Origin of the sequence: Streptomyces sp. NPDC050759, assembly GCF_044456945.1 — a bacterium.
Classification (GTDB): Bacteria; Actinomycetota; Actinomycetes; order Streptomycetales; family Streptomycetaceae; genus Streptomyces.
This window is the reverse complement of record NZ_JBITGI010000016.1, coordinates 57775-81649: the sequence shown is the minus strand read 5'-3', so window position 1 is coordinate 81649 and position 23875 is coordinate 57775. Positions and strand designations below refer to the sequence as shown.

The 23875-nt window shown below is 71.3% G+C and carries 20 protein-coding genes; 15 read left to right on the top strand and 5 right to left on the bottom strand.

Annotated elements, in window-relative coordinates; all coding sequences use genetic code 11:
* Nucleotides 1-115: 115 nt before the first annotated feature.
* The gene (locus ACIBJB_RS36360) at nucleotides 116-1486 is read right to left on the bottom strand and encodes a diaminopimelate decarboxylase (protein WP_398937218.1); all 1371 of its coding nucleotides are present in this window, start codon (nucleotides 1484-1486) and stop codon (nucleotides 116-118) included.
* A 168-nt stretch (nucleotides 1487-1654) separates the two neighbouring features.
* Between ACIBJB_RS36360 and hutU the strand changes: the two genes are divergently transcribed.
* From hutU to hutI, 4 genes are all read left to right on the top strand, one after another.
* Nucleotides 1655-3319, top strand: coding sequence for a urocanate hydratase (gene hutU / locus ACIBJB_RS36355; RefSeq protein ID WP_398937216.1), 1665 nt, complete (start codon nucleotides 1655-1657; stop codon nucleotides 3317-3319).
* A 137-nt stretch (nucleotides 3320-3456) separates the two neighbouring features.
* Entirely contained in the window at nucleotides 3457-4659 is a 1203-nt protein-coding gene (locus ACIBJB_RS36350) for an allantoate amidohydrolase (RefSeq protein ID WP_398937475.1), read from the top strand.
* Nucleotides 4656-5993 carry a formimidoylglutamate deiminase gene (locus tag ACIBJB_RS36345; RefSeq protein WP_398937214.1) on the top strand — a complete coding sequence of 446 codons (1338 nt, stop codon included), beginning with the start codon at nucleotides 4656-4658 and terminating at the stop codon, nucleotides 5991-5993. Before ACIBJB_RS36350 ends, ACIBJB_RS36345 begins: the two co-directional genes overlap by 4 nt.
* Nucleotides 5990-7279: an imidazolonepropionase gene (gene hutI / locus ACIBJB_RS36340; protein WP_398937212.1), complete on the top strand. Its 1290-nt coding sequence runs from the start codon at nucleotides 5990-5992 to the stop codon at nucleotides 7277-7279. Before ACIBJB_RS36345 ends, hutI begins: the two co-directional genes overlap by 4 nt.
* Nucleotides 7280-7306: 27 nt before the next feature.
* On the opposite strand, the gene ACIBJB_RS36335 is transcribed toward hutI, so the two are convergent.
* Nucleotides 7307-8860, bottom strand: coding sequence for a ricin-type beta-trefoil lectin domain protein (locus ACIBJB_RS36335; protein ID WP_398937210.1), 1554 nt, complete (start codon nucleotides 8858-8860; stop codon nucleotides 7307-7309).
* A gap of 178 nt (nucleotides 8861-9038) precedes the next feature.
* The gene (locus ACIBJB_RS36330) at nucleotides 9039-9941 is read right to left on the bottom strand and encodes an RNA polymerase sigma factor SigF (RefSeq protein ID WP_398937208.1); all 903 of its coding nucleotides are present in this window, start codon (nucleotides 9939-9941) and stop codon (nucleotides 9039-9041) included.
* 248 nt (nucleotides 9942-10189) lie between these two features.
* Between ACIBJB_RS36330 and ACIBJB_RS36325 the strand changes: the two genes are divergently transcribed.
* From ACIBJB_RS36325 to ACIBJB_RS36305, 5 genes are all read left to right on the top strand, one after another.
* A complete protein-coding gene (locus tag ACIBJB_RS36325; protein ID WP_069764043.1) occupies nucleotides 10190-10570 on the top strand; it encodes an STAS domain-containing protein in 381 nt (126 codons plus the stop codon).
* A 225-nt stretch (nucleotides 10571-10795) separates the two neighbouring features.
* The gene (locus ACIBJB_RS36320; RefSeq protein ID WP_398937206.1) at nucleotides 10796-11290 is read left to right on the top strand and encodes an ATP-binding protein; all 495 of its coding nucleotides are present in this window, start codon (nucleotides 10796-10798) and stop codon (nucleotides 11288-11290) included.
* A 132-nt stretch (nucleotides 11291-11422) separates the two neighbouring features.
* Nucleotides 11423-12118, top strand: a complete 696-nt coding sequence (locus ACIBJB_RS36315; RefSeq protein ID WP_398937204.1) for an LPXTG cell wall anchor domain-containing protein — start codon at nucleotides 11423-11425, stop codon at nucleotides 12116-12118.
* Between the two features lie 227 nt (nucleotides 12119-12345).
* A complete protein-coding gene (locus tag ACIBJB_RS36310) occupies nucleotides 12346-13437 on the top strand; it encodes a hypothetical protein (RefSeq protein ID WP_398937202.1) in 1092 nt (363 codons plus the stop codon).
* Between the two features lie 65 nt (nucleotides 13438-13502).
* Nucleotides 13503-14759 carry a hypothetical protein gene (locus ACIBJB_RS36305; RefSeq protein WP_398937473.1) on the top strand — a complete coding sequence of 419 codons (1257 nt, stop codon included), beginning with the start codon at nucleotides 13503-13505 and terminating at the stop codon, nucleotides 14757-14759.
* 100 nt (nucleotides 14760-14859) lie between these two features.
* Here the strand turns inward: ACIBJB_RS36305 and ACIBJB_RS36300 are convergent, their stop codons facing one another.
* Complete coding sequence (locus tag ACIBJB_RS36300; RefSeq protein ID WP_398937200.1) at nucleotides 14860-16404, bottom strand: peptide MFS transporter; 1545 nt, start codon at nucleotides 16402-16404, stop codon at nucleotides 14860-14862.
* Between the two features lie 296 nt (nucleotides 16405-16700).
* On the opposite strand from ACIBJB_RS36300, the gene ACIBJB_RS36295 reads away from it, so the two are divergent.
* Both ACIBJB_RS36295 and ACIBJB_RS36290 read left to right on the top strand, forming a co-directional pair.
* The gene (locus ACIBJB_RS36295; RefSeq protein WP_057611579.1) at nucleotides 16701-17378 is read left to right on the top strand and encodes a response regulator transcription factor; all 678 of its coding nucleotides are present in this window, start codon (nucleotides 16701-16703) and stop codon (nucleotides 17376-17378) included.
* Nucleotides 17379-17424: 46 nt separating this feature from the next.
* On the top strand, nucleotides 17425-18699 hold the full coding sequence (locus ACIBJB_RS36290; protein WP_398937198.1) for an ATP-binding protein: 1275 nt from the start codon (nucleotides 17425-17427) through the stop codon (nucleotides 18697-18699).
* Between the two features lie 57 nt (nucleotides 18700-18756).
* Here ACIBJB_RS36290 and ACIBJB_RS36285 read toward each other — a convergent pair whose 3' ends face one another.
* On the bottom strand, nucleotides 18757-19275 hold the full coding sequence (locus ACIBJB_RS36285; protein ID WP_398937196.1) for a GtrA family protein: 519 nt from the start codon (nucleotides 19273-19275) through the stop codon (nucleotides 18757-18759).
* Between the two features lie 165 nt (nucleotides 19276-19440).
* Here ACIBJB_RS36285 and ACIBJB_RS36280 point away from each other — a divergent pair, with 165 nt between their 5' ends.
* The 4 genes from ACIBJB_RS36280 (at nucleotide 19441) to ACIBJB_RS36265 (ending at nucleotide 23830) form a co-directional block, all read left to right on the top strand.
* On the top strand, nucleotides 19441-20634 hold the full coding sequence (locus tag ACIBJB_RS36280) for a 5-(carboxyamino)imidazole ribonucleotide synthase (protein ID WP_398937194.1): 1194 nt from the start codon (nucleotides 19441-19443) through the stop codon (nucleotides 20632-20634).
* A gap of 20 nt (nucleotides 20635-20654) precedes the next feature.
* Nucleotides 20655-21152, top strand: coding sequence for a 5-(carboxyamino)imidazole ribonucleotide mutase (gene purE / locus ACIBJB_RS36275; protein ID WP_057611575.1), 498 nt, complete (start codon nucleotides 20655-20657; stop codon nucleotides 21150-21152).
* Nucleotides 21149-22336 carry a dipeptidase gene (locus tag ACIBJB_RS36270; RefSeq protein WP_398937191.1) on the top strand — a complete coding sequence of 396 codons (1188 nt, stop codon included), beginning with the start codon at nucleotides 21149-21151 and terminating at the stop codon, nucleotides 22334-22336. Before purE ends, ACIBJB_RS36270 begins: the two co-directional genes overlap by 4 nt.
* Nucleotides 22337-22717: 381 nt before the next feature.
* Nucleotides 22718-23830, top strand: coding sequence for a dipeptidase (locus tag ACIBJB_RS36265; protein WP_398937189.1), 1113 nt, complete (start codon nucleotides 22718-22720; stop codon nucleotides 23828-23830).
* Nucleotides 23831-23875: the final 45 nt, after the last annotated feature.

Below are 23875 nucleotides of genomic sequence, written 5' to 3'. Positions count from 1 at the left end.
TGTGCGCGAGGAGTGAGGGATCTGGCATTTTCCGGTGGAACATGCTCGGGGTGGCTAGAGTGGGTCAACTTGCCTTGTTTACCGGCCAATTGATCAGTCGACCCGCCGCTGCGCGTCAACGGCTCCCGGGAGCATGGAGGGTGGTGAGCGCACCGGCGTGCGCCCCGCCGGATTCGGCCACGATCGACGCGAGCGTCTGCGGATCCCGTACGGTCGCGAAGCGCACGCCTTGCGTCCGGTCGGGGACGAAGCCGTAAATGCCGGGCCGGGCCAGCGAGTTGTACGCGTAGTGGTGCGCGAAGTAGTACGCGCCCGTGTCCAGCGCCGCCGCGTAGTCCCCCTGGTCGAGCAGCGGCAGCGCGCGCCCCTCGGCCAGCAGGTCGCCCGCGAAACAGGCGGGACCGGCGACGTCCTGCACCACCTCGGGCCCGCTCTTGGGTCGTCCCTTGCCGTCGTACGCGGTGATCCTGAGCGGCCACGACCCCGGCACGTACACCGTCCGCGTCGCCACCTGCACGCCCGCGTGCGTCACCGCGACCGCCCGCCCGCCCGCGCTTTTGGCGTACTCCACCCGCGCCACGATCGTGCCGTGCTTGGCCAGCAGCGACCGCCCGAACTCGGTGACCAGCCCGTACCGCCCGTCGAACAGCCCCGGTACGGCCTCCCTGAGCGCCCGCGCGTACTCCGCGTACGTCGGTGCCGTCACGTCCGAGGCGAAGTTCACCGGCAGCCCGCCGCCGATGTCGATCGTGTCGATCTGCCGCCGCCCGATGCGCCGGTTGATCTCCTCGGCGAGCGCGTACGTCTCCGCCACCCCCTGGGCCATCAGAGCGAGCGGGATGCCCTGCGAACCGGTGTGCGCGTGCAGCCGGGTCAGCCAGGGCCGGTCGAGGTAGGCGCGCACGACCCACTCGCGCGCCCCCTCGTCCCGCAGTGCCACCCCGAACTTCGAGGTCGCCGTGGCTGTGGAGGTCGCCCCGATGGAGCCGCCGCCGACCTGCGGGTTGACCCGGATCCCGAGCGCGGAACGGCTGACCGCGGACCGCACGAGACCGTCGATGCGGTCCAGCTCCTGCGGGTTGTCCGCGTTGACGGCGATCCCCAGCGCCAGCGCCTCCCTGAGCTCGGCCGGCGTCTTGGCGGGCGAGTCCAGGACGGTTTCGGCCGGCGACAGCCCCGCCGCCCGCGCCAGCGCGAGTTCGCCCGGGCTCGCCACCTCCGCGCCGATGCCCTCCTCGCGCAGCAGCCGCAGCACCGGCACCAGCGGGGTCGCCTTCACCGCGAACGCGTGCAGCACCGGCGTGCCCGGCGCGGTGACCTCGGCGAAGGCCGCGCGGAGCTCCGCCGCCGACTCCCGGATCCCGGTGACGTCGAGAAGCCCCACGATGGGGGAGTCCGGCCCCAGCAGGCCCTGCTCCACGGCCGCGCGCACCGCCTCGTCCCGGCGCGCGGCCCGCCCTTCACCGGTGTTGCCGTACTCGTCCACCACGACTCCTCATCGTCGTCCCTGCCCTCGCGCCGCGTTCGGATGTCCGAACGAAACATCCCTGCCCTACCGATGCTGACGCCAGAACGTCTTGACTAGTTCTATTCAGAAAGTCAGGATGTGAATATCGACAGCAACAAGCCGGAGCAGAGCCCCAGGAGGCAGACCATGTCAGGACCCCGCCCCGTACGAGCGCCGCGCGGTACGGAACTGAGCGCCCTGGGATGGCAGCAGGAAGCCGCCCTGCGGATGCTCCAGAACAACCTCGACCCCGAGGTCGCCGAGCACCCCGACAAGCTCGTCGTCTACGGCGGCACCGGCAAGGCCGCCCGCGACTGGCGCTCCTTCGACGCCATGGTCCGCACGCTGCGCACCCTCAAGCAGGACGAGACCATGCTGGTCCAGTCCGGCCGCCCGGTCGGCGTCATGCAGACCCACGAGTGGGCCCCGCGCGTCCTGATCGCCAACTCCAACCTGGTGGGTGACTGGGCGAACTGGGAGGAGTTCCGGCGCCTGGAGGCCCTCGGCCTGACCATGTACGGGCAGATGACCGCCGGCTCCTGGATCTACATCGGCACCCAGGGCATCCTCCAGGGCACCTACGAGACCTTCGCCGCCGTCGCCGCGAAGAAGTTCGGCGGCACCCTCGCCGGCACGATCACCCTCACCGCCGGCCTCGGCGGCATGGGCGGCGCCCAGCCCCTCGCGGTCACCATGAACGACGGCGTCGCGATCTGCATCGACGTCGACCCGCGCGCCATCGAGCGCCGCATCGAGCACCGGTACCTCGACGTCAGGGCCGACAGCCTCGAGCACGCCCTCCAGCTCGCCGTCGAGGCCCGGGACGCCCGCCGCCCGCTCTCCATCGGCCTCCTGGGCAACGCGGCCGAACTGCTGCCGCGCATGCTTGCCGAGGGCGCGCCCATCGACATCGTCACCGACCAGACCTCCGCGCACGACCCGCTGGCGTATCTGCCGGTGGGCGTGGACTTCGAGGACATGGCCGACGCGGCCGCCAAGGACCCGGCCGGGTTCACCGTGCGCGCCCGTGAGTCGATGGCCCGGCACGTCGAGGCCATGGTCGGCTTCATGGACGCCGGCGCCGAGGTCTTCGACTACGGCAACTCGATCCGCGGCGAGGCCCAACTCGCCGGGTACGACCGGGCGTTCGCCTTCCCCGGGTTCGTCCCCGCCTACATCCGGCCGCTGTTCTGCGAGGGCAAGGGACCCTTCCGCTGGGCCGCGCTGTCCGGGGAGGCGTCCGACATCGCCAAGACCGACAAGGCCATCCTGGAACTGTTCCCCGAGAACGAGTCCCTCGCCCGCTGGATCAAGATGGCCGGCGAGCGGGTCCACTTCCAGGGCCTTCCCGCGCGTATCTGCTGGCTCGGCTATGGCGAGCGCGACAAGGCCGGGGACCGGTTCAACGACATGGTGGCGAGCGGAGAGCTGGCGGCACCGCTGGCGATCGGGCGGGACCACCTGGACGCCGGGTCCGTCGCCTCCCCGTACCGCGAGACCGAGGCCATGCTGGACGGATCCGACGCGATCGCCGACTGGCCGCTGCTGAACGCGATGGTCAACGTGGCCTCGGGCGCGTCCTGGGTCTCCCTCCACCACGGCGGTGGCGTGGGCATGGGGCGGTCCATCCACGCCGGGCAGGTCACGGTGGCCGACGGCACGAAGCTGGGCGGGGAGAAGGTCCGGCGGGTGCTGACGAACGACCCGGGCATGGGTGTCATCCGGCACGTGGACGCGGGGTACGACATCGCCGAGTCCGTCGCCGACGAGCGGGGTGTGCGGGTGCCGATGCGCGAAGGTGATTCGGCGTGACGGAGCGCGTCACCTCCGGAACGGGCCAGAGCCACGCCACTTCCGGGACAGTCCAGGGCCACGGCACCTCCGGAACGGTCCAGAGCGACGGCACCTCCGGAACGGTCCAGAGCGACGGCACCGCCTCCTTTCAGGAGATGTGGCGCGAGCTGCTCCCCATCGGACGGCACCCCGACTCCCACGGCTACCGGCGCTTCGCCTGGACCGGGGCCGACACCGAGTGCCGGGCCTGGTTCAGGGAGCAGGCCGAAGCCCGCGGACTGACCTACGAGGTCGACCGGAACGGCAACCAGTGGGCCTGGCTGGGCGACCCCGCCCACGGGGACGCCGTCGTCACCGGATCGCACCTCGACTCCGTGCCCGACGGGGGCGCCTTCGACGGGCCCCTCGGAGTCGTGTCCTCCTTCGCCGCGCTCGACGAACTGCGGGCACGTCAGGTCGAGTTCGCCAAACCCCTCGCCATCGTCAACTTCGGGGACGAGGAGGGCGCCCGGTTCGGGCTCGCCTGTGTCGGGTCCCGGCTCACCGCCGGGCAGCTCACCGTTGAGCAGGCGCACCGGCTGACCGACGGGGAGGGGGTCACGCTCCCGCGGGCCATGGAGGCCGCCGGCTACGACCCCGACGGCATCGGAGCCGACCCCGAGCGGCTCGCCCGTATCGGCGCCTTCGTCGAGCTGCACGTCGAGCAGGGACGGTCGCTGGACCTGTCCGGCGACCGGGTCGGCATCGCCAGCGCCATCTGGCCGCACGGCCGCTGGCGGTTCGACTTCAGGGGCGAGGCCAACCACGCCGGCACCACCCGCCTCGTGGACCGGCGCGACCCCATGCTGTCGTACGCCGAGACCGTGCTCGCCGCCCGCCGGGAGGCCGAACTCGCCGGTGCCGTCGCCACCTTCGGCAAGATCGCCGTCGAGCCGAACGGCGTCAATGCCATCCCCTCCCTGGTGCGCGGCTGGCTCGACTCCCGCGCCGCCGACCAGGAGAGCCTCGACCAGGTGGTCGGCGGGATCGAGAAGGCCGCCGGGGAGTACGCGCGGGCGCACGGCGTCGACCTCGACGTCGTCCGGGAGTCCTTCACCCCCGTCGTCGAGTTCGACCACGCCCTGCGCGACGAGCTCGCCCGCATCCTGGGCACCGACACCGGTCTCAAGGTGCCCGTGCTGGGTACCGGTGCCGGACACGACGCCGGGATCCTCTCCGGGAGCATCCCGACCGCCATGCTGTTCGTGCGCAATCCCACGGGCGTCTCGCACTCCCCGGCGGAATCCGCCGCCGAGGACGACTGCGTGGCCGGGGTCCTCGCGCTCGCCGACGTACTGGAAGGGCTGGCCCGCAGGTGACACCGAAGACCTACTGGCTGGAGCACGCCTGGCTCGACACCCACGTCGAGCCCGGCGTGGCCGTGGACGTGGCGGACGGTCGCGTCGTCGCCGTCCGCACGGACACCGGCACCCCGCCCCCCGGCGCCGAGATCCTGCGCGGGCTGACCCTCCCGGGCCTGGCGAACACCCACTCGCACGCCTTCCACCGGGCCCTGCGCGGCACCGTCCAGGTCGGCTCCGGAACCTTCTGGACCTGGCGCGAGGTCATGTACTCGGTCGCCGACAGGCTGACCCCGCAGACGTACCACGCGCTCGCCCGCGCCGTGTACGCGGAGATGGCGCTGGCCGGTGTGACGGCGGTCGGCGAGTTCCACTACCTGCACCACGCCCCGGGCGGCACCCCTTACGCCGACCCCAACGCCATGGGCGAGGCCCTGATCGAGGCCGCCGCCGAAGCCGGTATCCGTATCACCCTCCTCGACACCGCCTATCTCTCCTCCGGCTTCGGACAGCCGCCCACCACCCACCAGCTCCGCTTCTCCGACGGCAGCGCGGACGCCTGGGCCGAACGCTGTTCAGTTCTCAAGGACCGGGATCACGCGAGGATCGGTGCGGCGGTCCACTCCGTACGGGCCGTGCCCGCGCGCCAGTTGGCGACCGTGGCCCGCTGGGCCGAGGAACGCCGGGCCCCGCTCCACGTGCACCTGTCCGAGCAGACCGCCGAGAACGACGCGTGCCGTGAGGCCCACGGGTGCACGCCCACCGAACTGCTCGCCGAGCACGGTGTCCTCGGGCCGCGCACCACAGGCGTCCACAACACCCACCTCACCGACCAGGACATCGCCCTGATCGGCGACAGCGGCACCGGCACCTGCATGTGCCCGACGACGGAACGGGACCTGGCCGACGGCATCGGACCCGCGGTCGCCCTGCAACGCAAGGGCTCACCGCTCTCCCTCGGCTCCGACAGCCACGCCGTCATCGACCTGCTCGAAGAGGCCCGCGCGATGGAGCTCAACGAGCGCCTGCGCACCCGCAGGCGAGGTCACTGGACGGCGGCGGCCCTCCTGCGGGCGGCCTCCGCCGACGGCCACGCGGCCCTCGGCTGGGACGGCGCCGGCACCCTGGAGACCGGCGCGCTCGCCGACTTCACCACCATCGCCCTCGACTCGGTCAGGACGGCAGGGCCGCTTCCGCGGCTCGGGGCCGAGACGGCCGTATTCGCCGCGTCGGCAGCAGACGTGTCGCACACGGTCGTGGGAGGTCGGCACGTCGTACGGGACGGGGTCCACGCGCTCGTGCCGGATGTGCCGGGAGCCCTCGCGGACGCCGTCGCAGCGCTGCACGGATGACCCCGGGCCGCCCGCCCCCACGGGCGGCCCCCGACCCCGCCCCCACCGCCGACCAGGCCACCGAGGACGCCATGAGCAACGCGACGACCGTCAGCCCCGCCCACTCCGCGAGCACCGCAAGCACGCTCATCACCAACATCGCCGCCCTGGTCACCAACGACCCCTCCTCCGGTGACGGATCCCCCCTTGGACTGATCCAGGACGCGGCCGTCGTCATCGAGGGCGACCGCGTCGTGTGGACCGGTGATCAAAGCAAAGCACCCGCCACTGACAATCGGGTCGACGCGGGCGGCAGGGCGGTCCTCCCCGGCTTCGTCGACTCCCACAGCCACCTCGTCTTCGCGGGCGACCGCACCCAGGAGTTCAACGCCCGCATGTCGGGGCGGGCCTACAGCGCGGGCGGCATCCGTACGACGGTCGCCGCGACCCGCGCCGCCACGGACGCCGACCTGGAGGCGAACCTCACCCGCTACCTCACCGAGGCCCTCCGCCAGGGCACGACCACCTTCGAGACCAAGTCCGGCTACGGCCTGACCGTCGAGGACGAGGCGAGGGCCCTGCGCATCGCCGCCGCGCACACCGACGAGGTCACCTACCTCGGTGCCCACATCGTGTCGCCGGACTACGCGGACGACCCGGCGGGCTACGTCTCCCTCGTCACCGGCGAGATGCTCGACGCCTGCGCCCCGTACGCCCGTTGGATCGACGTCTTCTGCGAGAAGGGCGCCTTCGACGGCGACCAGGCCCGCGCGATCCTCACGGCCGGCAAGGCGAAGGGCCTGCACCCCCGCGTCCACGCCAACCAGCTCTCCTACGGCCCCGGCGTACAGCTGGCCGTCGAGCTGGACGCGGCCAGCGCCGACCACTGCACCCACCTCACCGCCGAGGACGTGGACGCCCTGGCGAACAGCCGTACGGTCGCCACACTGCTGCCGGGCGCGGAGTTCTCCACGCGCGCCGAGTGGCCGAACGCCCGCCGCCTCCTGGACGCCGGCGTCACCGTCGCCCTGTCCACGGACTGCAATCCGGGCTCCTCCTTCACCTCCTCGGTGCCCTTCTGCATCGCCCTCGCGGTGCGCGACATGCGGATGACCCCGGACGAGGCCGTCTGGTCGGCCACGGCGGGCGGAGCGGCCGCCCTCCGCCGCGAGGACATCGGCCGTCTCACTCCGGGCGCCCAAGCCGACCTGGTCCTCCTGGACGCCCCGAGCCACGTGCACCTGGCGTACCGGCCGGGGGTGCCGCTGGTCAGCGGGGTGTGGCGGCGCGGCACACGCGTGGCCTGAGCCACCCGCACGGGCCGGCCGCGACGATCACGTCGCCCCCGCCCGCCACCGCTGCCCCGCGCCCCCGGTCAGCGGCTCCAGTGAGACACCGTTCCCGTCCCCGGGTGTCATCCCCGTCGCGATGGCGATCGCCGGGCGGATCACCCCGTCGGGGTCGACCGTGAAGCGGAGGTTGTCGCCGTTGTCGCCCTCGGCCGAGTCGCAGGACCAGATGCCGAGGCCCTTGTCGACGTCGCCGCGGCTGTCGAGGCAGAAGTCGGGGTCGGCGGCGGACTGGAGGACCCCTCGGTCGGAGTCGACGCGCCAGCGTTGGGAGCGGGCCGAGGAGCAGGGGGCGGTGACGACGTCCGTGCCGTTGCCGAAGTCGCCGGCGACGTCCAGGCAGCGGGCCGTGGAGACGTTGACCACCTGGGCGTAGGAGCCGCCCGGCGGGCGGAACGGGGGCGGGCTCGTCCTCCGGGGCGGTGCCGAGGTCCTGGTCGGAGAAGGGGACGCGGAGGGGGACGGTGGCCCGCTGGTCGCGGAGGGCGAGGGCGAGACCGTCGTCGTCACCGTCACCTGCGGTGGGCCGGGCAGCACCCCGCCCGCTGAAGCCGAGGCCGAAACCGAGGCCGAGGCGTCCGTCGGAGAGTCACCTCCCTGTGTCACCAGGAACAGCAGCAGCGGCGCGAGAGCCACCCCCAGCGCCGCCGAGGCCAGGACGAGCCGACGCGGGCGCGGCCAAGTGCCGGACGGCGTACGGGACCCCGCCCGCGCGGTACGGGACCCCGCCCGCGCGGTACGGGACCCCGCCCGCGGTCGCGCCTCCGGCTCGGCCGTGCTCCGCCCCACGTACGCCGTCCCGCCCCACGGCAGCAGCCCCTCCGCCAGGGCCGGCCGCGGAGTGTCCCGCAGCGCGCACAGTTCCTCGTGGGCCGCCGCGCAGTGCGGGCAGCGGACCATGTGGGCGTGCAGGTCGGTGCTGGCGCGGGGACTGTCCGGACGTACGGACTCCTCGATGAGGCGGCGGAAGTCCGCGCAGCGGGAGTCGTCCGAGGCGGCGAGGCGCAGCCGCAGGCACGTCCGGGCCAGGGACTGCAGGGCCCCCTCCGTGCCGTAGACCACGTCCTCGCGGGTCAGGCCCAGGTGGTCGGCGGTGCGGGCTTCCGGCTCGGCCTCCACCAGGCCGTACCAGACGAGGCCCTGGGTGCGGGCCGGCAGGGACTCGAAGGCGGTGAGCATGGGCGGCACCGGGCCACCGGGCCCCGCCGTGTTCAGGAGCAGCAGGACGCTCGGGTCCAGGCCCGCCGCCCGCTCGTCCCCGGCCCACTCCGCCGCCGACCGGGCCGTCAGCAGCAGGAGCCGGTGGCGCCACGGGACGCCCGGGTCGACCCCGCGGGCCGTCTCCCGGGCCGCGAGGGTGAAGGTCTGCGCGGCCAGCTGCCGTGCGGCGCTCTCACCGGCCGTGCAGAGGCGGGCGTAGGCCAGGACCGAGGGCTGGTGGCGGGCGCGGAGCTCCAGCAGGGCCGCGTACGCGGTGACCGTGTCGGCGCGCAGCAGCTCCGTGAGCCGGGCGTCGGACGCCCCGTCGGGGCGAGTCATGCGCACCCTCCTCCTGACGTACCGGCCAGTCTGTGAGGGACCATAGTGGGGGAAGTGAACCGCTGGGGAAAGGGTTTCTCCGAGTAACCAGGAGCCGGTAACCACGAGCCCCCGAACGCACGGCGCCCGGTGTCCGACCGGACACCGGGCACACGCGCAGGTCAGTAGTGCCGACGCGTCACTCCTCGACGGTCAGCCCCTTGCGCAGCCGTACCAGAGTCCGCGACAGCAGCCGCGAGACATGCATCTGCGAGATCCCGAGTTCGTCGCCGATCTCCGACTGGGTCATGCCCGCGACGAAGCGCAGCGAGAGGATCGTGCGGTCCCGGGAGGGGAGTTCGGCGATCAGCGGCTTCAGGGACTCGACGTACTCGATGCCCTCGATGCCGTGGTCCTCGTAACCGATCCGGTCGGCCAGCGCGCCCTCGGAGTCGTCCTCCTCGGGCTGGGCGTCCAGCGAGGAGGCGGTGTACGCGTTGGACGCGGCCATGCCTTCTACGACCTCGTCCTTCGACAGCCCCAGACGCTCGGCGAGCTCGCCCACCGTCGGGGCGCGGTCGAGCCTCTGGGCCAGTTCGTCGCCGGCCTTGGCCAGGTCGAGCCGGAGCTCCTGGAGGCGGCGCGGCACCCGCACCGACCAGGACGTGTCCCGGAAGAACCGCTTGATCTCGCCCACGATGGTTGGCATCGCGAAGGTGGGGAACTCCACACCGCGGCTGAGTTCGAAGCGGTCGATCGCCTTGATCAGGCCAATGGTGCCGACCTGGATGATGTCCTCCATCGGCTCACTGCGGGAGCGGAAGCGGGAGGCGGCGAACTTGACCAGGGCGAGGTTCAGTTCGACGAGCGTGTTGCGGACGTACGAATACTCGTGCGTGCCCTCCTCCAGCGACTCCAGCCGCGCGAAGAGCGTCTTGGAGAGGGCGCGCGCGTCGACGGCCCCCACCTCTTCGAAGGGTGGGATGTCCGGGAGCCCGGCGAGCACATCGTCTTCGCTGTCCTGCTCGATGGGATTCAGATGTTCCGGGGGGGATGTCGACGTCGCCTGATGGGTATGCGAGGCGTCGAGCCGGGGTGACATGATGTCCTCCATCGTTCTCGGCATAAGGCTGCCGAAGCCAGTTCGTGCACTGCGGTGTGCGGCGCCTCCAAAGCCGGCCGTGTCGAGTACGTGTCTCTACTAGCCCTACCCGGTTTCCCGACACGACCGCAAGTGTGTTCTGTGCGGTTATGTCCGTTTGTGAGTGATTGTTCGGGTGTCGGAGGGTGTGGAGAAGGCGTAGTGTTCGAGGGCGTCATCAGCAGCCACGATGTCGGGAGAGAGACGGCATGGACCGCGGGACGGTCGGCAGCGCACAGTCTGGCCGGCTTCTGGTTGAGGTGCGGCAAGAGGGCTCCAGCGCCGTCGTGACTCCAGCAGGTGAGTTGGATCACCACACGGCCGATTTGTTGCGTGAGCCACTCGAGGACTGCCTCGCCAAGGGGAAGAGCCGGCTTGTCGTCGACTGCACACGGCTGGAGTTCTGTGACTCCACCGGACTGAACGTGCTGCTCGGGGCGCGGCTGAAAGCCGAGGCGGCGGGAGGTGGCGTGCACCTCGCGGGCATGCTGCCGGTCGTGGCACGGGTCTTCGAGATCACGGGGGCCGATGCGGTCTTCACCGTGCACGACACCCTGGACGAGGCCCTGGCCGAGGAATCCGGCGGCTGAGGCGGCGAGGCGAGTGGCGGTCCCGGTGTCCTGGCTCGCGCCCCGCTCGTCTCCTCCGGCCGGTCCCCGTCGGGTGTCGCACCCCTTGTGCCGGACATACGTCCGCAAGGGAGGGGTGTTCTACCGGTCCGCTCGGGCAGGAGACATCCGTACTGACTGTTCGGTGAGCGACCATGCAGTGACGTTTTGAATCGTGAACCGGTGAATCGGTGAGGTGAAGCGCTGATGAGCACCACCCGGCCCTACTCGCCGGGCGACCGTGACCCGGAGCCCAGCGCGGAGCCTGGCGGCGATGCCGAGGTGCCGACGGGACGGCAGGTCCGGCGGCTGAGCTTCGAGGGGGAGAGCGGGGTCGTCCCGCTCGCGCGCGACTTCACCCGGCAGGCGTTGTACGCGTGGGGGTGGCTTCCGGCGGCGTCCGCCGACCGGCGGGCCGTGGCGGAGGACGTGCTCCTCGTCGTCTCCGAGCTGGTGACGAACGCGTGTCTGCATGCGGAGGGCCCCGACCAGTTGTGGATCTCCTGTGACAACAAGGTGATCCGCCTCGAGGTCTCGGACAAGGGCACCGGACAGCCGGCGCCGCGGACTCCGCACCGGGCCGGACGGCCGGGCGGGCACGGGATGTTCATCGTGCAGCGGCTCTGCCTGGACTGGGGAGTCGTACGGGCCCCCGGGGTGGCCGGCAAGACCGTGTGGGCGGAGCTCGGGGCACCCGCCTAGCCCCGTCCCGGCGCTCTCCTGGTGGTGTCCCCACAGTTCCGACACTTACTTTCTCTTCCTTCCTCTGGTGCCCCGGCGTACCTTGACGGCCGATCTGATGTGCCGTCAGGAACGAGTAAGGGGAGCGGAACCGTGTCGTACCCGAAACGAACCGCCGCGCTCGCGTCCGTCGCGGCCCTGGCCGGCTCGGCGGTGCTGATGGCCGCCCCCGCTGCCCGCGCCGAGGTCGTGAACGTCAACTACCAGTGCAAGACACCGATCGGTGACAAGAGCGCCGTCTCGCCCATCGACATCAAGGGCGTCAAGAGCGGCGGCGGCTACAAACTCACCATGTCCTGGCAGAAGGGCGTCTCGTCCAGCCCGGTCGATCTCGGCAAGGGCGCGATGAACCCGAGCGCCACCATCAAGCTGGGCGGCGCCGACAGCGGGACCATGAGCGTGACGGGCCCGGCCAACCAGGCGACCGTCCCCGCCAACACCCCCATCAAGATCAACGACCTGACCGGGACGTACACCCCGAAGAAGTCCGGCAAGGTCACCTTCACGGCGGGCGTGCTCACCATCAAGGCGCTCGGAACGACGACCACCTGCACGCCGACCAACAGCCCCGGCGCCTCGCTGACCCTGGACGTCACCGCCGCCTCGGGCTCCTCGGGCGGCACGCAGAGCGACAGCAGCACGTCCGACAGCGGCTCCGCCCTCCCGCAGACCGGTCCGGAGGACTCGGCGATCGCCCTCGGCACGCTCGGCGGCACGGTACTGCTCGCGGGCGCGGCCGGCGCACTGTGGCTGACCCGGCGCAACCAGGCGGCCCGCGCGCGCCGCTGAGCGGCCCGGACCGCTTTCGTACGACAGCTGGAGCCGCCCATGCCGTCCACCGCCCGTGCCCTGCCTCCGCCGACCCCGCCGGCACGCGACGCCGACGGGTGGCCCGGCACGCCCGACGGCGTGGTGGCGGGGGGCGGCAGGTCTCGCGTACGGCGTCCAAGGCGTCGTACGGCCGCAGCAGGGCCCGAATCCCCGTGTACGGAGGCCGAGTTGACGGGAGTGACGACGTGAGCCCGAGCGGCAGGACGCGGTGGGCGGTACTGGTGGCAGTGCTCGCGCTGCTGCTGGCGCCCGTGGCGGGAACGGCGGCCGCGGCGGACAAGCCGAGTGTGAAGCTGTCCAAGTCGCAGGCCGGGACCGGGAGTTCGATCACCGTGAGCGGCGACGGATGGCGTGCGCGGGCGCTGCTGATGATCCTGATCTGCGGGCAGGCCGTCCCGTCGCGCGGGGTGCCCGGCGGCACCAACTCCTGTGCCAACGCGGACGGCCGGGCCGTCACCACGGACGCGAAAGGGCGCTTCAGCAGGAAGCTGCCCGTCGCGGAGCCGCCGGTGCCCTGTCCCTGCGTGGTGCACGTGGCCACGGTGACCGGGGCGAAGGCCGAGGCCGACGCGATCTTCCAGGTGGCCGGGCACGCCGTGGAACCGCTGCCCACCGAGACGGACGGCGGGCGGCTGTCCGTCCTCACTGACACCCGGCTCGACGGCTCGGGCTCCCTGCTGACCTGGTTCGGGGCGCCCCCCGCCCGCACCCTCGTCTTCACCGTCGGCAACGTCGGCACCTCCGCCGTCAAGAACCCCGTCTTCCAAGTCGGCACCGCGCACGGCGTGTTCGCCCCGCAGTGGGAGGAACAGCAGTGGCGCGGCACGATCCAGCCGGGTAAAAAGGCGCGGCTCGAACTGCCCGTCGAACTGACGGGCGGCGCGCACGGCGAGTACACGGTGTCCCTGAAGTACGGCGGCAAGGTGCTGGCCGAGCAGCCCTGGGACGTGGGCCGGCCCTGGGGCGTGACCCTGTTCTGGATCCTGGTCTGCCTGGTGGTGCCCGCCGCGCTGTTCCGCATCGGCATGGCGGTGGTGGACCGGGTACGGCCACGGCCCGCCGGAGGCCTCCGGCACCGCGGCCTGCGGCTGCCCGAACTCGCCCTGCGCCTGCCGGGCCTCAAGCCCTCCACGGCCGCGCACGCGGCCCCCCCGACGTCCACCCTGCCGTGGTTCACCCCGGACGCGGATCCGGGCGCGGCCGGTGGCCGGCTCTCCGCACCGCACGACGACAGCCCGACGAGTCCCACGACTCCCACCAGAGAGGGTTCCACGTGAGCAAGCGAAGGAGAGTCACACCGGCCGGCGGGCCGAGACGAGCGAGCGCGGCCGGTGCGGCGCTGGTGCTGGCCGGGGCGGGCGTGGTGCTCGGCCTGGCCGCCGGGCCCGCCCAGGCCGCCGAGGTGTCGTTCGCGACCCGGTGCGTGCCGCCCGCGGGCGTCGGACTAGACCCCGTCAACGGCACCACCAAGGTCGAGATCACCGCGCCGGCCGGCGCGAAGGTCGGCGACGAGATCGACGTGGTGTGGAAGTTCACCCAGGCCGCGTCGAAGAACCCGAACATCATCGATCTGCCCGCCAACTCCGTCCAGCCGACCGGCACGTTGAAGGCCGCGGGCGCGCAGACCGCCGACATCGCGATGACCGGACCGCGCGAGAACCCGGCGATCCCCAAGGGCGGCGACATGGTGCTGTCCGACATGAAGGGCACGCTGAAGCTGACGGCGGCCGGGGAACTCACCCTGACGCCGGGCCCGTACACGGTGAACGCGATGGGGACGAACACGGTGTGCACGCCGACGGAGACGGTGCCGAAGGGGGCGACGGTCACCGTGGCGGCGGGCGACGGGACTTCGACGCCCACTCCCACGCCGACCGACACGGAGTCCCCCGACCCGACCGACAGTGCCACGCCGACCGACAGCGCGACCCCCACGGACACCGCGAGCCCGACCGCCACCGCGTCGGACGACGGCCAGACCGACTTCACCGGCAAGGCGGTCGACATCCCCTACACCTGCCAGTCGCCCCTCGGCGAGAAGAAGGCCACCTCCACGATCCAGATCAACGCCAAGAAGAGCGGCGGCAGTTACGGCATCACCGTGCAGTTCAAGAACTCCCCGATGGACAGCCCCGCCGACATCCCCGCGGACTCGGTCAAGCCCTCCATGGACGTGGTTCTGGGCGGTGACGACAAGGGTTCGGTCCATGTCGAGGGCCCCACCAACTCCGAGGCCATCAAGTCGGGCGACCCGATAGAGATCCCGGACATGACGGGCACGTACAAGCCGGGTGCTACGGGTGAGTCGACGCTGTCGCCGGGTGTCCTGACGATCGAGGCGCTGGGCACGACCACGACCTGCAAGCCGGACAAGACGCAGGTCTCCCTGACCCTGACCACGCAGGAGCAGGAGGGCGGGGCGTCGGGCGGTTCGTCGTCCTCCGGCGGTTCCTCGTCCGGTACGTCGACGAGCGGCGGCCTGGCGGCGACGGGCGCGGACGACCACGCGGCGCTGAAGGCACTGGGCCTGGTGGCGGGAACGGCGGTGCTGCTGGGGGCGGCCGTGTTCACGTTCATGCCCGGAAGGCGGACCAGGTAACACGCTCAGGGGCGCGGGGAACCGCGCACAGCACGTGAACCGACGGGGCCGCCGGAACCCACCTGGATCCAACGGCCCCGTCGCGCTTCACGTGCCGGCCCTAACGAACGTCCCCCATAAGAGACTTCACCTTGCGCCGGTACATCCACACCGCGAACCCGGCGAGAGCCGCCAGCGCCGCCTCCCCGAACACCGCGGGCGTCCCGCTGAGATCGACCCCGGCGATCGCCGGGTTGGACAGCAGGCCGGTGATCGAGTCGCCCGCGGTGACCGCGAGGAACCAGACACCCATCATCTGCGAGGCGTACTTCGCGGGAGCCATCTTCGTCGTCACCGACAGGCCGACCGGGGAGAGGCACAGCTCACCCACGGTCTGGATGAAGTAGATGCCCACGAGCCACATCGGGCCGACCACGGTGCCGTTCGCCGCCATGGCGATCGGGACCAGGAAGAAGAAGAACGAGACACCGACCAGGACCAGGCCCATCGCGAACTTCACGATGGTGCCGGGCTCCTGGCCCTTGCGGTTCAGCCACACCCACAGCCAGGCGAAGACCGGGGCCAGAGCCATGATGAACAGCGGGTTCAGCGACTGGTACCAGGAGGTCGGGAAGTCGAAGCCGAGCAGGGAGCCGGCCGTCTTCTGGTCGTTGGAGCCGAACGCCTGGACCGTGGACGCGCCCTGGTCGTAGATCATCCAGAACACGGCGGCCGCGACGAAGAACCAGATGTAGCCGGACATCTTCGACTGCTCGGTCGCCGTCAGCTCCTTGTCCCGCTTGATGCGCAGCAGCACACCCGCCGGGACGACCAGACCGATGACGGTGAGCGGGATCATCGCCCAGTTCAGCGTGAAGTGGCCGGTGTAGCCGACGACGCCGTAGAAGACGGTCGCGGCGATCACCCAGTACAGGCCCTTGCGCAGCCAGGCGGCGCGCTCCTCGGCCGCCAGCGGCTTGGGGACGACGTTGCTGACCGGGCTCAGGTTGCGGGTGCCGAGCAGGAACGCGGCCAGACCGATCGCCATGCCGACCGCGGCCATGCCGAAGCCGAGGTGCCAGCTGACCTCCTGGCCGACGGTGCCGATGGCCAGCGGGGCGAAGAAGGCGCCCGCGTTGATGCCCATGTAGAAGATCGTGAAGCCGCCGTCGCGGCGCGGGTCGTCCGGGCCGTCGTACAGGTGGCCCACCATCGTGGAGATGTTGGCCTTGAGCAGCCCGGAACCGGCCGCGACGAGCGCGAGACCGGCGAAGAACGGCGCCTGGCCGCCGGGCAGCGCCAGCACCAGGTGGCCGCACATGATCGTGACGGCCCCGATGGCCACCGTCTTGCGCGGGCCCCAGACGCGGTCGCCGAGCCAGCCGCCGGGCATGGTGAGCAGATAGACCATCGCCGAGTAGACCGAGACGATCACGGTGGTGGTCGCCAGGTCCATCGCGAGGCCGCCGCCCATGCTGCCCTTGCCGGCGTCGGGGCCGCCGGAGAGCAGATAGACGGTGAGCAGGGCCTTCATGCCGTAGTAGGAGAACCTCTCCCACATCTCGGTCATGAAGAGTGTGGCCAGTCCGCGGGGGTGGCCGAAGAAGGCTTTGTCGGAACCGGGGGTGCCCGGAGTCACCGAGTCCTTCGTCAGGCTGGACGCCATGGTCGTTCCTTGCTGGTGGGGGTCACCGCACACAAAAGAGACCTTCAGCGACAGATGCGCGCCAAAGGCCCCCACGATGCGACAGGCAGTGATTCACCATACGGCAGGATACAGCCGGAAATGAAAGGACTTGAGACCTGAATCACAGGTGACCGAGGAACCGTACACCCTGTTTCTAAGGCCCTTACGGGATTGGCACCCCACAGTCACAGGTTCACCCCACATCCTCAAAAGGTAAGAACCGCTGGGTCGCGATCACACCCCAGCATCTTTCAAGAGCGGTCTACCATCAGCTCATGACCCGTGTACTGCTCGCCGAGGACGATGCGTCCATTTCGGAGCCGCTGGCCCGCGCCCTGCGCCGGGAAGGGTACGAGGTCGAGGTGCGTGAGGACGGCCCCACCGCACTCGACGCCGGAATGCAGGGCGGCATCGACCTGGTCGTCCTCGACCTGGGTCTGCCCGGCATGGACGGCCTCGAGGTGGCCCGCCGACTGCGCGCCGAAGGCCACGCCGTACCGATCCTCATCCTGACCGCACGTGCCGACGAGGTGGACACCGTCGTCGGACTCGACGCGGGCGCCGACGACTACGTGACCAAGCCCTTCCGGCTCGCCGAGCTGCTCGCCCGGGTCCGGGCCCTGCTGCGACGCGGGGCGTCCGAGCCGGCCCAGCCGCCGGCCACCCACGGGGTCCGCATCGACGTCGAGTCGCACCGGGCGTGGATGGGCGACGAGGAACTCCAGCTCACCGCGAAGGAGTTCGACCTGCTGCGGGTGCTGGTCCGGGACGCGGGGCGGGTGGTGACCCGGGACCAGCTGATGCGCGAGGTCTGGGACACCACGTGGTGGTCGTCGACCAAGACGCTCGACATGCACATCTCGTGGCTCCGCAAGAAGCTCGGCGACGACGCGGCCAACCCGCGGTACATCGCGACGGTACGAGGAGTGGGCTTCCGCTTCGAGAAGAGCTGAATCCCCGGGGTATCCGTCGGGGTATCCGTCTGGCAGGTAAGAGGACATGCGCCGTCGACTGATCCAGTCCACGCTCGCCGTGGTGCTCGTGGTGATCGCCGTCTTCGGCGTCTCCCTCGTCATCGTCGAGACCCGCACCATCAGCAACAGCGCCCAGGAGCGGGTCGACTCCGAGGCGATCCGGCTGGCCGGGATCGTGGACAGCCGGCTCTTCGCCGCGGAGGACGTGACCGCGGAGATCCTGCGCGACCAGGTCGCGCAGGAACGGTACGCCGTGATCCGGATCCCCGGAAGGCCGCCGATCGAGGTCGGTTCCCGGCCGGTCGGCCAGGTCATCAGCTCCACGGAGAAGGGCGAGGAGGGCGAGACGGTCACCGTGGAGGAGCCGCGCTCCTCGGTGACCCGGGAGGTCGGCCGCACGCTGCTGATCATCGGCCTGGTGGCGCTGCTCGCGGTGATCGCCGCGGTGCTGCTCGCCATCCGCCAGGCCAACAAACTGGCCTCGCCGCTGACCGACCTCGCCGAGACCGCCGAACGGCTCGGCTCGGGTGACCCACGGCCCCGGCACAAGAGGTACGGCGTCCCCGAGCTGGACCGGGTCGCCGATGTGCTGGACTCCTCCGCCGAGCGCATCGCGCGCATGCTGACGGCGGAGCGGCGCCTGGCCGCCGACGCCTCCCACCAGCTCCGTACGCCGCTGACCGCGCTCTCGATGCGCCTCGAGGAGATCACCCTCACCGACGACCCGGACACGGTGAAGGAGGAGGCGAACGTCGCGCTGACCCAGGTGGAGCGGCTGACGGACGTGGTCGAGCGGCTGCTGACGAACTCCCGCGACCCCCGGGCCGGCAACGCCGTCACCTTCGACCTCGACGAGGTCATCCAGCAGCAGCTCGCGGAGTGGCGGCCGGCGTACCGCAGCGCGGGCCGGGCGATCGTCAGCTCGGGCAAACGGCACCTCACCGCCGTCGGCACGCCAGGCGCCGTGGCCCAGGTCCTGGCCGCGCTGATCGAGAACTCTCTCATGCACGGCGGCGGCACGGTGGCGCTGCGCACCCGCGTCACCGGCAACCAGGCCGTCATCGAGGTCACCGACGAGGGCCCCGGCGTCCCCGCCGACCTCGGTGCGCGGATCTTCGAGCGCACCATCAGCGGCCGCAACTCCACGGGCATCGGCCTCGCGGTCGCCCGGGACCTGGCGGAGGCCGACGGCGGCCGCCTGGAAATGCTCCAGACCCAGCCCCCGGTCTTCGGCCTGTTCCTCTCCCGCACCCCGCTCAAGTCGACGGTGCTGGACGACGACGAGCCGATGGTGCGGTGAGCTGCGCGCGCTGAACCGGGGACGGTGGGTCAGGGGCCGGCGGCTACCGGTCCTGCGTCAGAGCACCCGCTGCCGGGGCCGGGACCGCTTCCTGACCACCGCCTGCTCCGCCTCCTCCAGGAAGGACTCCGCGCTCGCCACCGCCTCGCGGGCGGGGAGGGTCTTGAAGACCCAGCTGCGGTAGGACCAGAAGCGGAAGAGGGTGGCGATGCCGATGCCGACGAACTTGAAGATGTTGCTCTGGAGCGGGCTGTCCCAGCCGAAGGTGTAGGTCGCGGCGTACAGGATGCCGTTCTCGATGACCAGGCCGACCACGCTGAACAGCAGGAACAGCGTCAGTTCCTTCGTGCGGCCGCTCTTGTCGCGGTCGCGGTACGTGAAGTACCGGAACCCTATGTAGTTGAAGACGATCGCCACCACCGTGGCGACAACGCTCGCCCGGACCACCGGAAGCTCGGTGACATGCCGTACGAGGTTGAACACGACGAGGTTGACGAGGAGACCCGCTCCGCCGACCGCACCGAATTTGGCGACCTCGCGAACGATCCTTCGCAACCCTGAGGAACCATGTCCCATGGTCGTACAGGCCCCCAGTCGATTGGTTTCGTCAACTCAGCCATGCTAACCACCCCTCTGGCCCATTGCCTGTGGACGAACTCACACACAGGGAAACAAGCTGGTAAGAGGACCGGTAAGAGGCGCTGAATCCGGCCGCCGTGGCGTGACCGATACCCTGGGGTCGTGACGTTCCCCGTAGTCGGCATGGTCGGCGGAGGCCAGCTCGCTCGTATGACACACGAGGCAGGCATCCCGCTCGGCATCAGGTTCAAGCTCCTCAGTGACACCCCTCAGGATTCCGCGGCGCAGGTGGTGAGCGACGTCGTCATCGGCGACTATCGCGACCTCGACACGCTGCGCGACTTCGCGCGCGGGTGCGATGTGATCACCTTCGATCACGAACACGTACCCACCGAGCACCTCAGGGCCCTGGAGGCGGACGGCATCCCCGTGCGTCCCGGCCCCGACGCGCTCGTGCACGCCCAGGACAAGGGCGTGATGCGCGCGCGGCTCGACGCGATCGGCGTGCCCTGCCCACGGCACCGCATCGTCAGCGACCCGCAGGACGTGGCGGCCTTCGCGGCGGAGCTCGAAAGGGGCGGGCACGAAGTGCCCTCCGGCAAGGGCGGTGGTGGGCGACGGGCGGGCGGCTTCCCCGTCGTCCTCAAGACCGTCCGCGGCGGCTACGACGGCAAGGGCGTGTGGGTCGTCGACTCCGTCGAGGAGGCCGAGGACCCCTTCCGGGCCGGCGTCCCCGTCCTCGCGGAGGAGAAGGTCGACTACGTCCGCGAGCTCGCCGCCAACGTCGTACGGTCGCCGCACGGCCAGGCCGTCGCCTACCCGGTCGTCGAGTCCCAGCAGGTGAACGGCGTCTGCGACACCGTGATCGCCCCCGCGCCCGACCTCGACGAGGTCCTCGCCCTCAAGGCCGAGCAGATGGCCCTGTTCATCGCCAAGGAACTCGACGTCGTCGGCCACCTCGCCGTCGAGCTCTTCCAGACCCGCGACGGCCGCATCCTCGTCAACGAACTCGCGATGCGCCCGCACAACTCGGGCCACTGGTCGATGGACGGCGCGATCACCTCGCAGTTCGCCAACCATGTCCGGGCCGTCCTGGACCTCCCGCTCGGCGATCCGCGCCCCCGCGCGAAGTGGACCGTCATGGTCAACGTCCTCGGCGGCGACTTCCCCGACATGTACTCGGCGTACCTGCACTGCATGGCCCGCGACCCCAAGCTGAAGATCCACATGTACGGCAAGGACGTGAAACCCGGCCGCAAGGTCGGCCACGTCAACACCTACGGCGACGACCTGGACGACGTTCTCGAACGCGCACGTCACGCTGCCGGCTACCTGAGAGGCACGATCACCGAATGAGCCCCGTTGTTGGCATCGTCATGGGGTCGGACTCCGACTGGCCCGTCATGGAGGCCGCCGCCCAGGCCCTCGACGAGTTCGAGATCGCGTACGAGGTCGACGTCGTCTCCGCGCACCGCATGCCGCGCGAGATGATCGCGTACGGCGAGCAGGCGGCCGAGCGGGGTCTGAAGGTGATCATCGCCGGGGCCGGGGGAGCAGCCCACCTGCCGGGCATGCTCGCCTCCGTCACCCCGCTCCCGGTGATCGGCGTCCCGGTCCCGCTGAAGTACCTCGACGGCATGGACTCGCTGCTGTCCATCGTGCAGATGCCGGCCGGTGTCCCGGTCGCGACCGTCTCCGTCGGCGGCGCCCGCAACGCCGGGCTGCTCGCGGCCCGGATCCTCGCCGCGCACGACGAGGAACTCCTCGGCCGGATGCGGGAGTTCCAGCAGGAGCTCAACGACCAGGCCACCGAGAAGGGCAAGCGCCTGCGGTCCAAGGTCGAGGGTTCCAACGGCTTCGGTTTCGGCAAGTGACGGCCGTGGGACCGCTGGAGAGCGCCCGGGAACTCCTTCGCGAGTTCCCCGTCGTCGACGGCCACAACGACCTCCCCTGGGCGCTGCGCGAACAGGTCCGCTACGACCTCGACGCGCGGGACATCGCCACGGACCAGTCGGCCCACCTGCACACCGACCTGGCGCGGCTGCGGGCCGGCGGGGTCGGTGCGCAGTACTGGTCGGTGTACGTCCGCTCGGACCTGCCGGACGCGGTGCCGGCGACGCTCGAACAGATCGACTGCGTACGGCAGTTGATCGCGCGGTACCCGCAGGCGCTGGCGTCCGCGCTGACGGCCGCCGACATGGAGGCGGCGCGCTCCCAGGGCCGTATCGCCTCCCTCATGGGCGCCGAAGGCGGCCACTCCATCGCCAACTCCCTCGCCACGCTACGCGCGTTGTACGCGCTCGGCGTGCGCTACATGACCCTCACCCACAACGACAACGTGGACTGGGCGGACTCGGCGACCGACGAGCCCGGCGTCGGGGGTCTGTCGGCCTTCGGCCGTGCGGTGGTCCGGGAGATGAACCGCGAGGGCATGCTCGTGGACCTCTCGCATGTGGCGGCGACGACCATGCGCGACGCGCTCGACGCCTCGCTCGCGCCGGTGATCTTCTCCCACTCGTCCTCGCGGGCGGTGTGCGACCACCCGCGCAACATCCCGGACGACGTCCTGGAGCGCCTCCCGTCCAACGGGGGCATGGCGATGGTGACCTTCGTCCCGAAGTTCGTCCTCCAGGCCGCCGTCGACTGGACGGCCGCGGCCGACGAGAACATGCGCGAGCACGGCTTCCACCACCTCGCGACCACCCCGGAGGCGATGAAGGTGCACAGCGCCTTCGAGGAGCGCAACCCGCGCCCGGTCGCCACGGTCTCGACGGTGGCCGACCACCTGGACCACATGCGCGAGGTGGCCGGCGTGGACCACCTCGGCATCGGCGGTGACTACGACGGCACGGCCTTCACCCCTGACGGCCTCAGCGACGTCTCCGGCTACCCGAACCTGATCGCGGAACTCCTGGACCGCGGCTGGTCGAAGCCCGACCTGGCCAAGCTGACCTGGCAGAACGCGGTCCGGGTGCTGGGCGCGGCGGAGGACGTGGCACGGGAGCTCCAGGCGACGCGCGGGCCGTCCAACGCGACCCTCTCCGAGCTCGACGGCTGAGTGTCCGGGGCGGGGGGGGCGGCGTGGCCGCCCCCCCGCCCTCGTACCTCGGACACCGGTCCCCGCCGGAGCGCTCATGCGCTACTGGGAGACCCAGGGCTGCTGCGGGCCGACCGCCCGCGCGGTGGCACCAGGACTGCCCCGAGGCGGTCGACCCGGTCGTACGGATCCAGGAGCTGTTCCCGGCCGGAGCGCGCCCGTATCGACCGGACGATCGCCGATCCGGAGCGGTCCCGGGACACCCTCGACGGCGTCATCGAGGCGGCACGCGGCACTGACGCCGCCGTACCCCCGAACGCCCCGCCCACCAGGAAGCCCCCCGCGCTCCGTGCGACGGTGGCCGTACGGCGATGAGGAAGATCACGACGTACGGAGCCCGTCATGGCAGACCTCCAGGACGAACTGCCCCCCACGGCCGAGATGGGAGAGCTGCCCCGGCTCTTCGAGGCCGTGCCGGAGCTGTACACGCCCGTCTCCGACCCGGACAGCGAGCCCCTGGACCGTGCCCGCGCGATCCTCGCCGCGCACCCCGTCGCCGACGGCTACAGCGGACTGCCCTGGGCCCTGAGACATCTGCCCTGGTTCGACCTGGAGGTCGGCGAGAGTGCCGTGGACACGGATGTGCCCAGGCTCAGGGAGGGCCACGTCGGCGCCCTGATGTGGTCGCTGCACCTGCCCGAGGGGCTCGACGGGGACCGTGCCGTCGGCGCCACCCTGGAACAGCTCGACCTGGTGAAGACGGTCGTACGGAATCACCCGGAGGGCCTGCGTCTGGCCTGCAGCGCCGGACAGACCACCGACGCCCGCAACTGCGGCCGCGTCGCCGTCCTGCTCGGCCCCGCCGGAGCCGCCGCGCTCGGCGGCTCGCTCGGCATCCTGCGCTCCCTGCACACCCTGGGCCTGCGCGTCCTCACCCTGTCCGGGGTGTCCTGGGCGAGCGAGGCGGGGCTCACCCGGTTCGGTGAGGAGGTGCTGCGCGAGATGAACCGGCTCGGAGTCCTCGCCGACCTCTCCGGCGCCTCCGAGGCCACCATTCGGCGGACCCTGGCGGTGGCCAAGGCGCCCGTGCTCTTCACCCGCTCCGCCGCCCGCTCCCTGCGCCCCCACCCGGCCAACCTTCCCGACGACCTGCTCGCCGAGCTGGGCGCCGCCCGGGGACTGTGCATGGTGCCGCTGACCGCCGAGCAGACCGGCCCGACGGTCCGGGACGTCGCCGACCACCTCGACCACCTGCGGGCGGTCGCGGGCGCCGAGAGCGTGGGCCTGTCCGGCACCTACGACGCCGGCATCGCCCACCCACAGGAGCTCGACGACGCCGCCTGCTACCCCCACCTCGTAGCCGAGCTGCTGCGCCGCGGCTGGGAGGAGGCCGACCTCGCGCTGCTGACCTGGGGAAACGTCCAGCGGGTGCTACGCGAGTCCGACTTCACCGCGCGTGCGACGCAGCTACGGCGCGAGCCGTCGACGGCGAAGATCGCCGAGCTCGACGGATAGCGGGCGGCGCTGCCGCGCGGGTTCCGTCGGGCAGTGGCGGCGTCG

Bases quoted from the DNA above. Each gene is read 5' to 3' on its own strand.
- hutU (WP_398937216.1), top strand. From the start codon at position 1,655: ATGTCAGGACCCCGCCCCGTACGAGCGCCGCGCGGTACGGAACTGAGC.
- ACIBJB_RS36350 (WP_398937475.1), top strand. From the start codon at position 3,457: ATGTGGCGCGAGCTGCTCCCCATCGGACGGCACCCCGACTCCCACGGC.
- hutI (WP_398937212.1), top strand. From the start codon at position 5,990: ATGACCCCGGGCCGCCCGCCCCCACGGGCGGCCCCCGACCCCGCCCCC.
- ACIBJB_RS36335 (WP_398937210.1), bottom strand. From the start codon at position 8,860: ATGACTCGCCCCGACGGGGCGTCCGACGCCCGGCTCACGGAGCTGCTG.
- ACIBJB_RS36330 (WP_398937208.1), bottom strand. From the start codon at position 9,941: ATGTCACCCCGGCTCGACGCCTCGCATACCCATCAGGCGACGTCGACA.
- ACIBJB_RS36325 (WP_069764043.1), top strand. From the start codon at position 10,190: ATGGACCGCGGGACGGTCGGCAGCGCACAGTCTGGCCGGCTTCTGGTT.
- ACIBJB_RS36320 (WP_398937206.1), top strand. From the start codon at position 10,796: ATGAGCACCACCCGGCCCTACTCGCCGGGCGACCGTGACCCGGAGCCC.
- ACIBJB_RS36300 (WP_398937200.1), bottom strand. From the start codon at position 16,404: ATGGCGTCCAGCCTGACGAAGGACTCGGTGACTCCGGGCACCCCCGGT.
- ACIBJB_RS36295 (WP_057611579.1), top strand. From the start codon at position 16,701: ATGACCCGTGTACTGCTCGCCGAGGACGATGCGTCCATTTCGGAGCCG.
- ACIBJB_RS36290 (WP_398937198.1), top strand. From the start codon at position 17,425: ATGCGCCGTCGACTGATCCAGTCCACGCTCGCCGTGGTGCTCGTGGTG.
- ACIBJB_RS36285 (WP_398937196.1), bottom strand. From the start codon at position 19,275: ATGGGACATGGTTCCTCAGGGTTGCGAAGGATCGTTCGCGAGGTCGCC.
- purE (WP_057611575.1), top strand. From the start codon at position 20,655: ATGGGGTCGGACTCCGACTGGCCCGTCATGGAGGCCGCCGCCCAGGCC.
- ACIBJB_RS36265 (WP_398937189.1), top strand. From the start codon at position 22,718: ATGGCAGACCTCCAGGACGAACTGCCCCCCACGGCCGAGATGGGAGAG.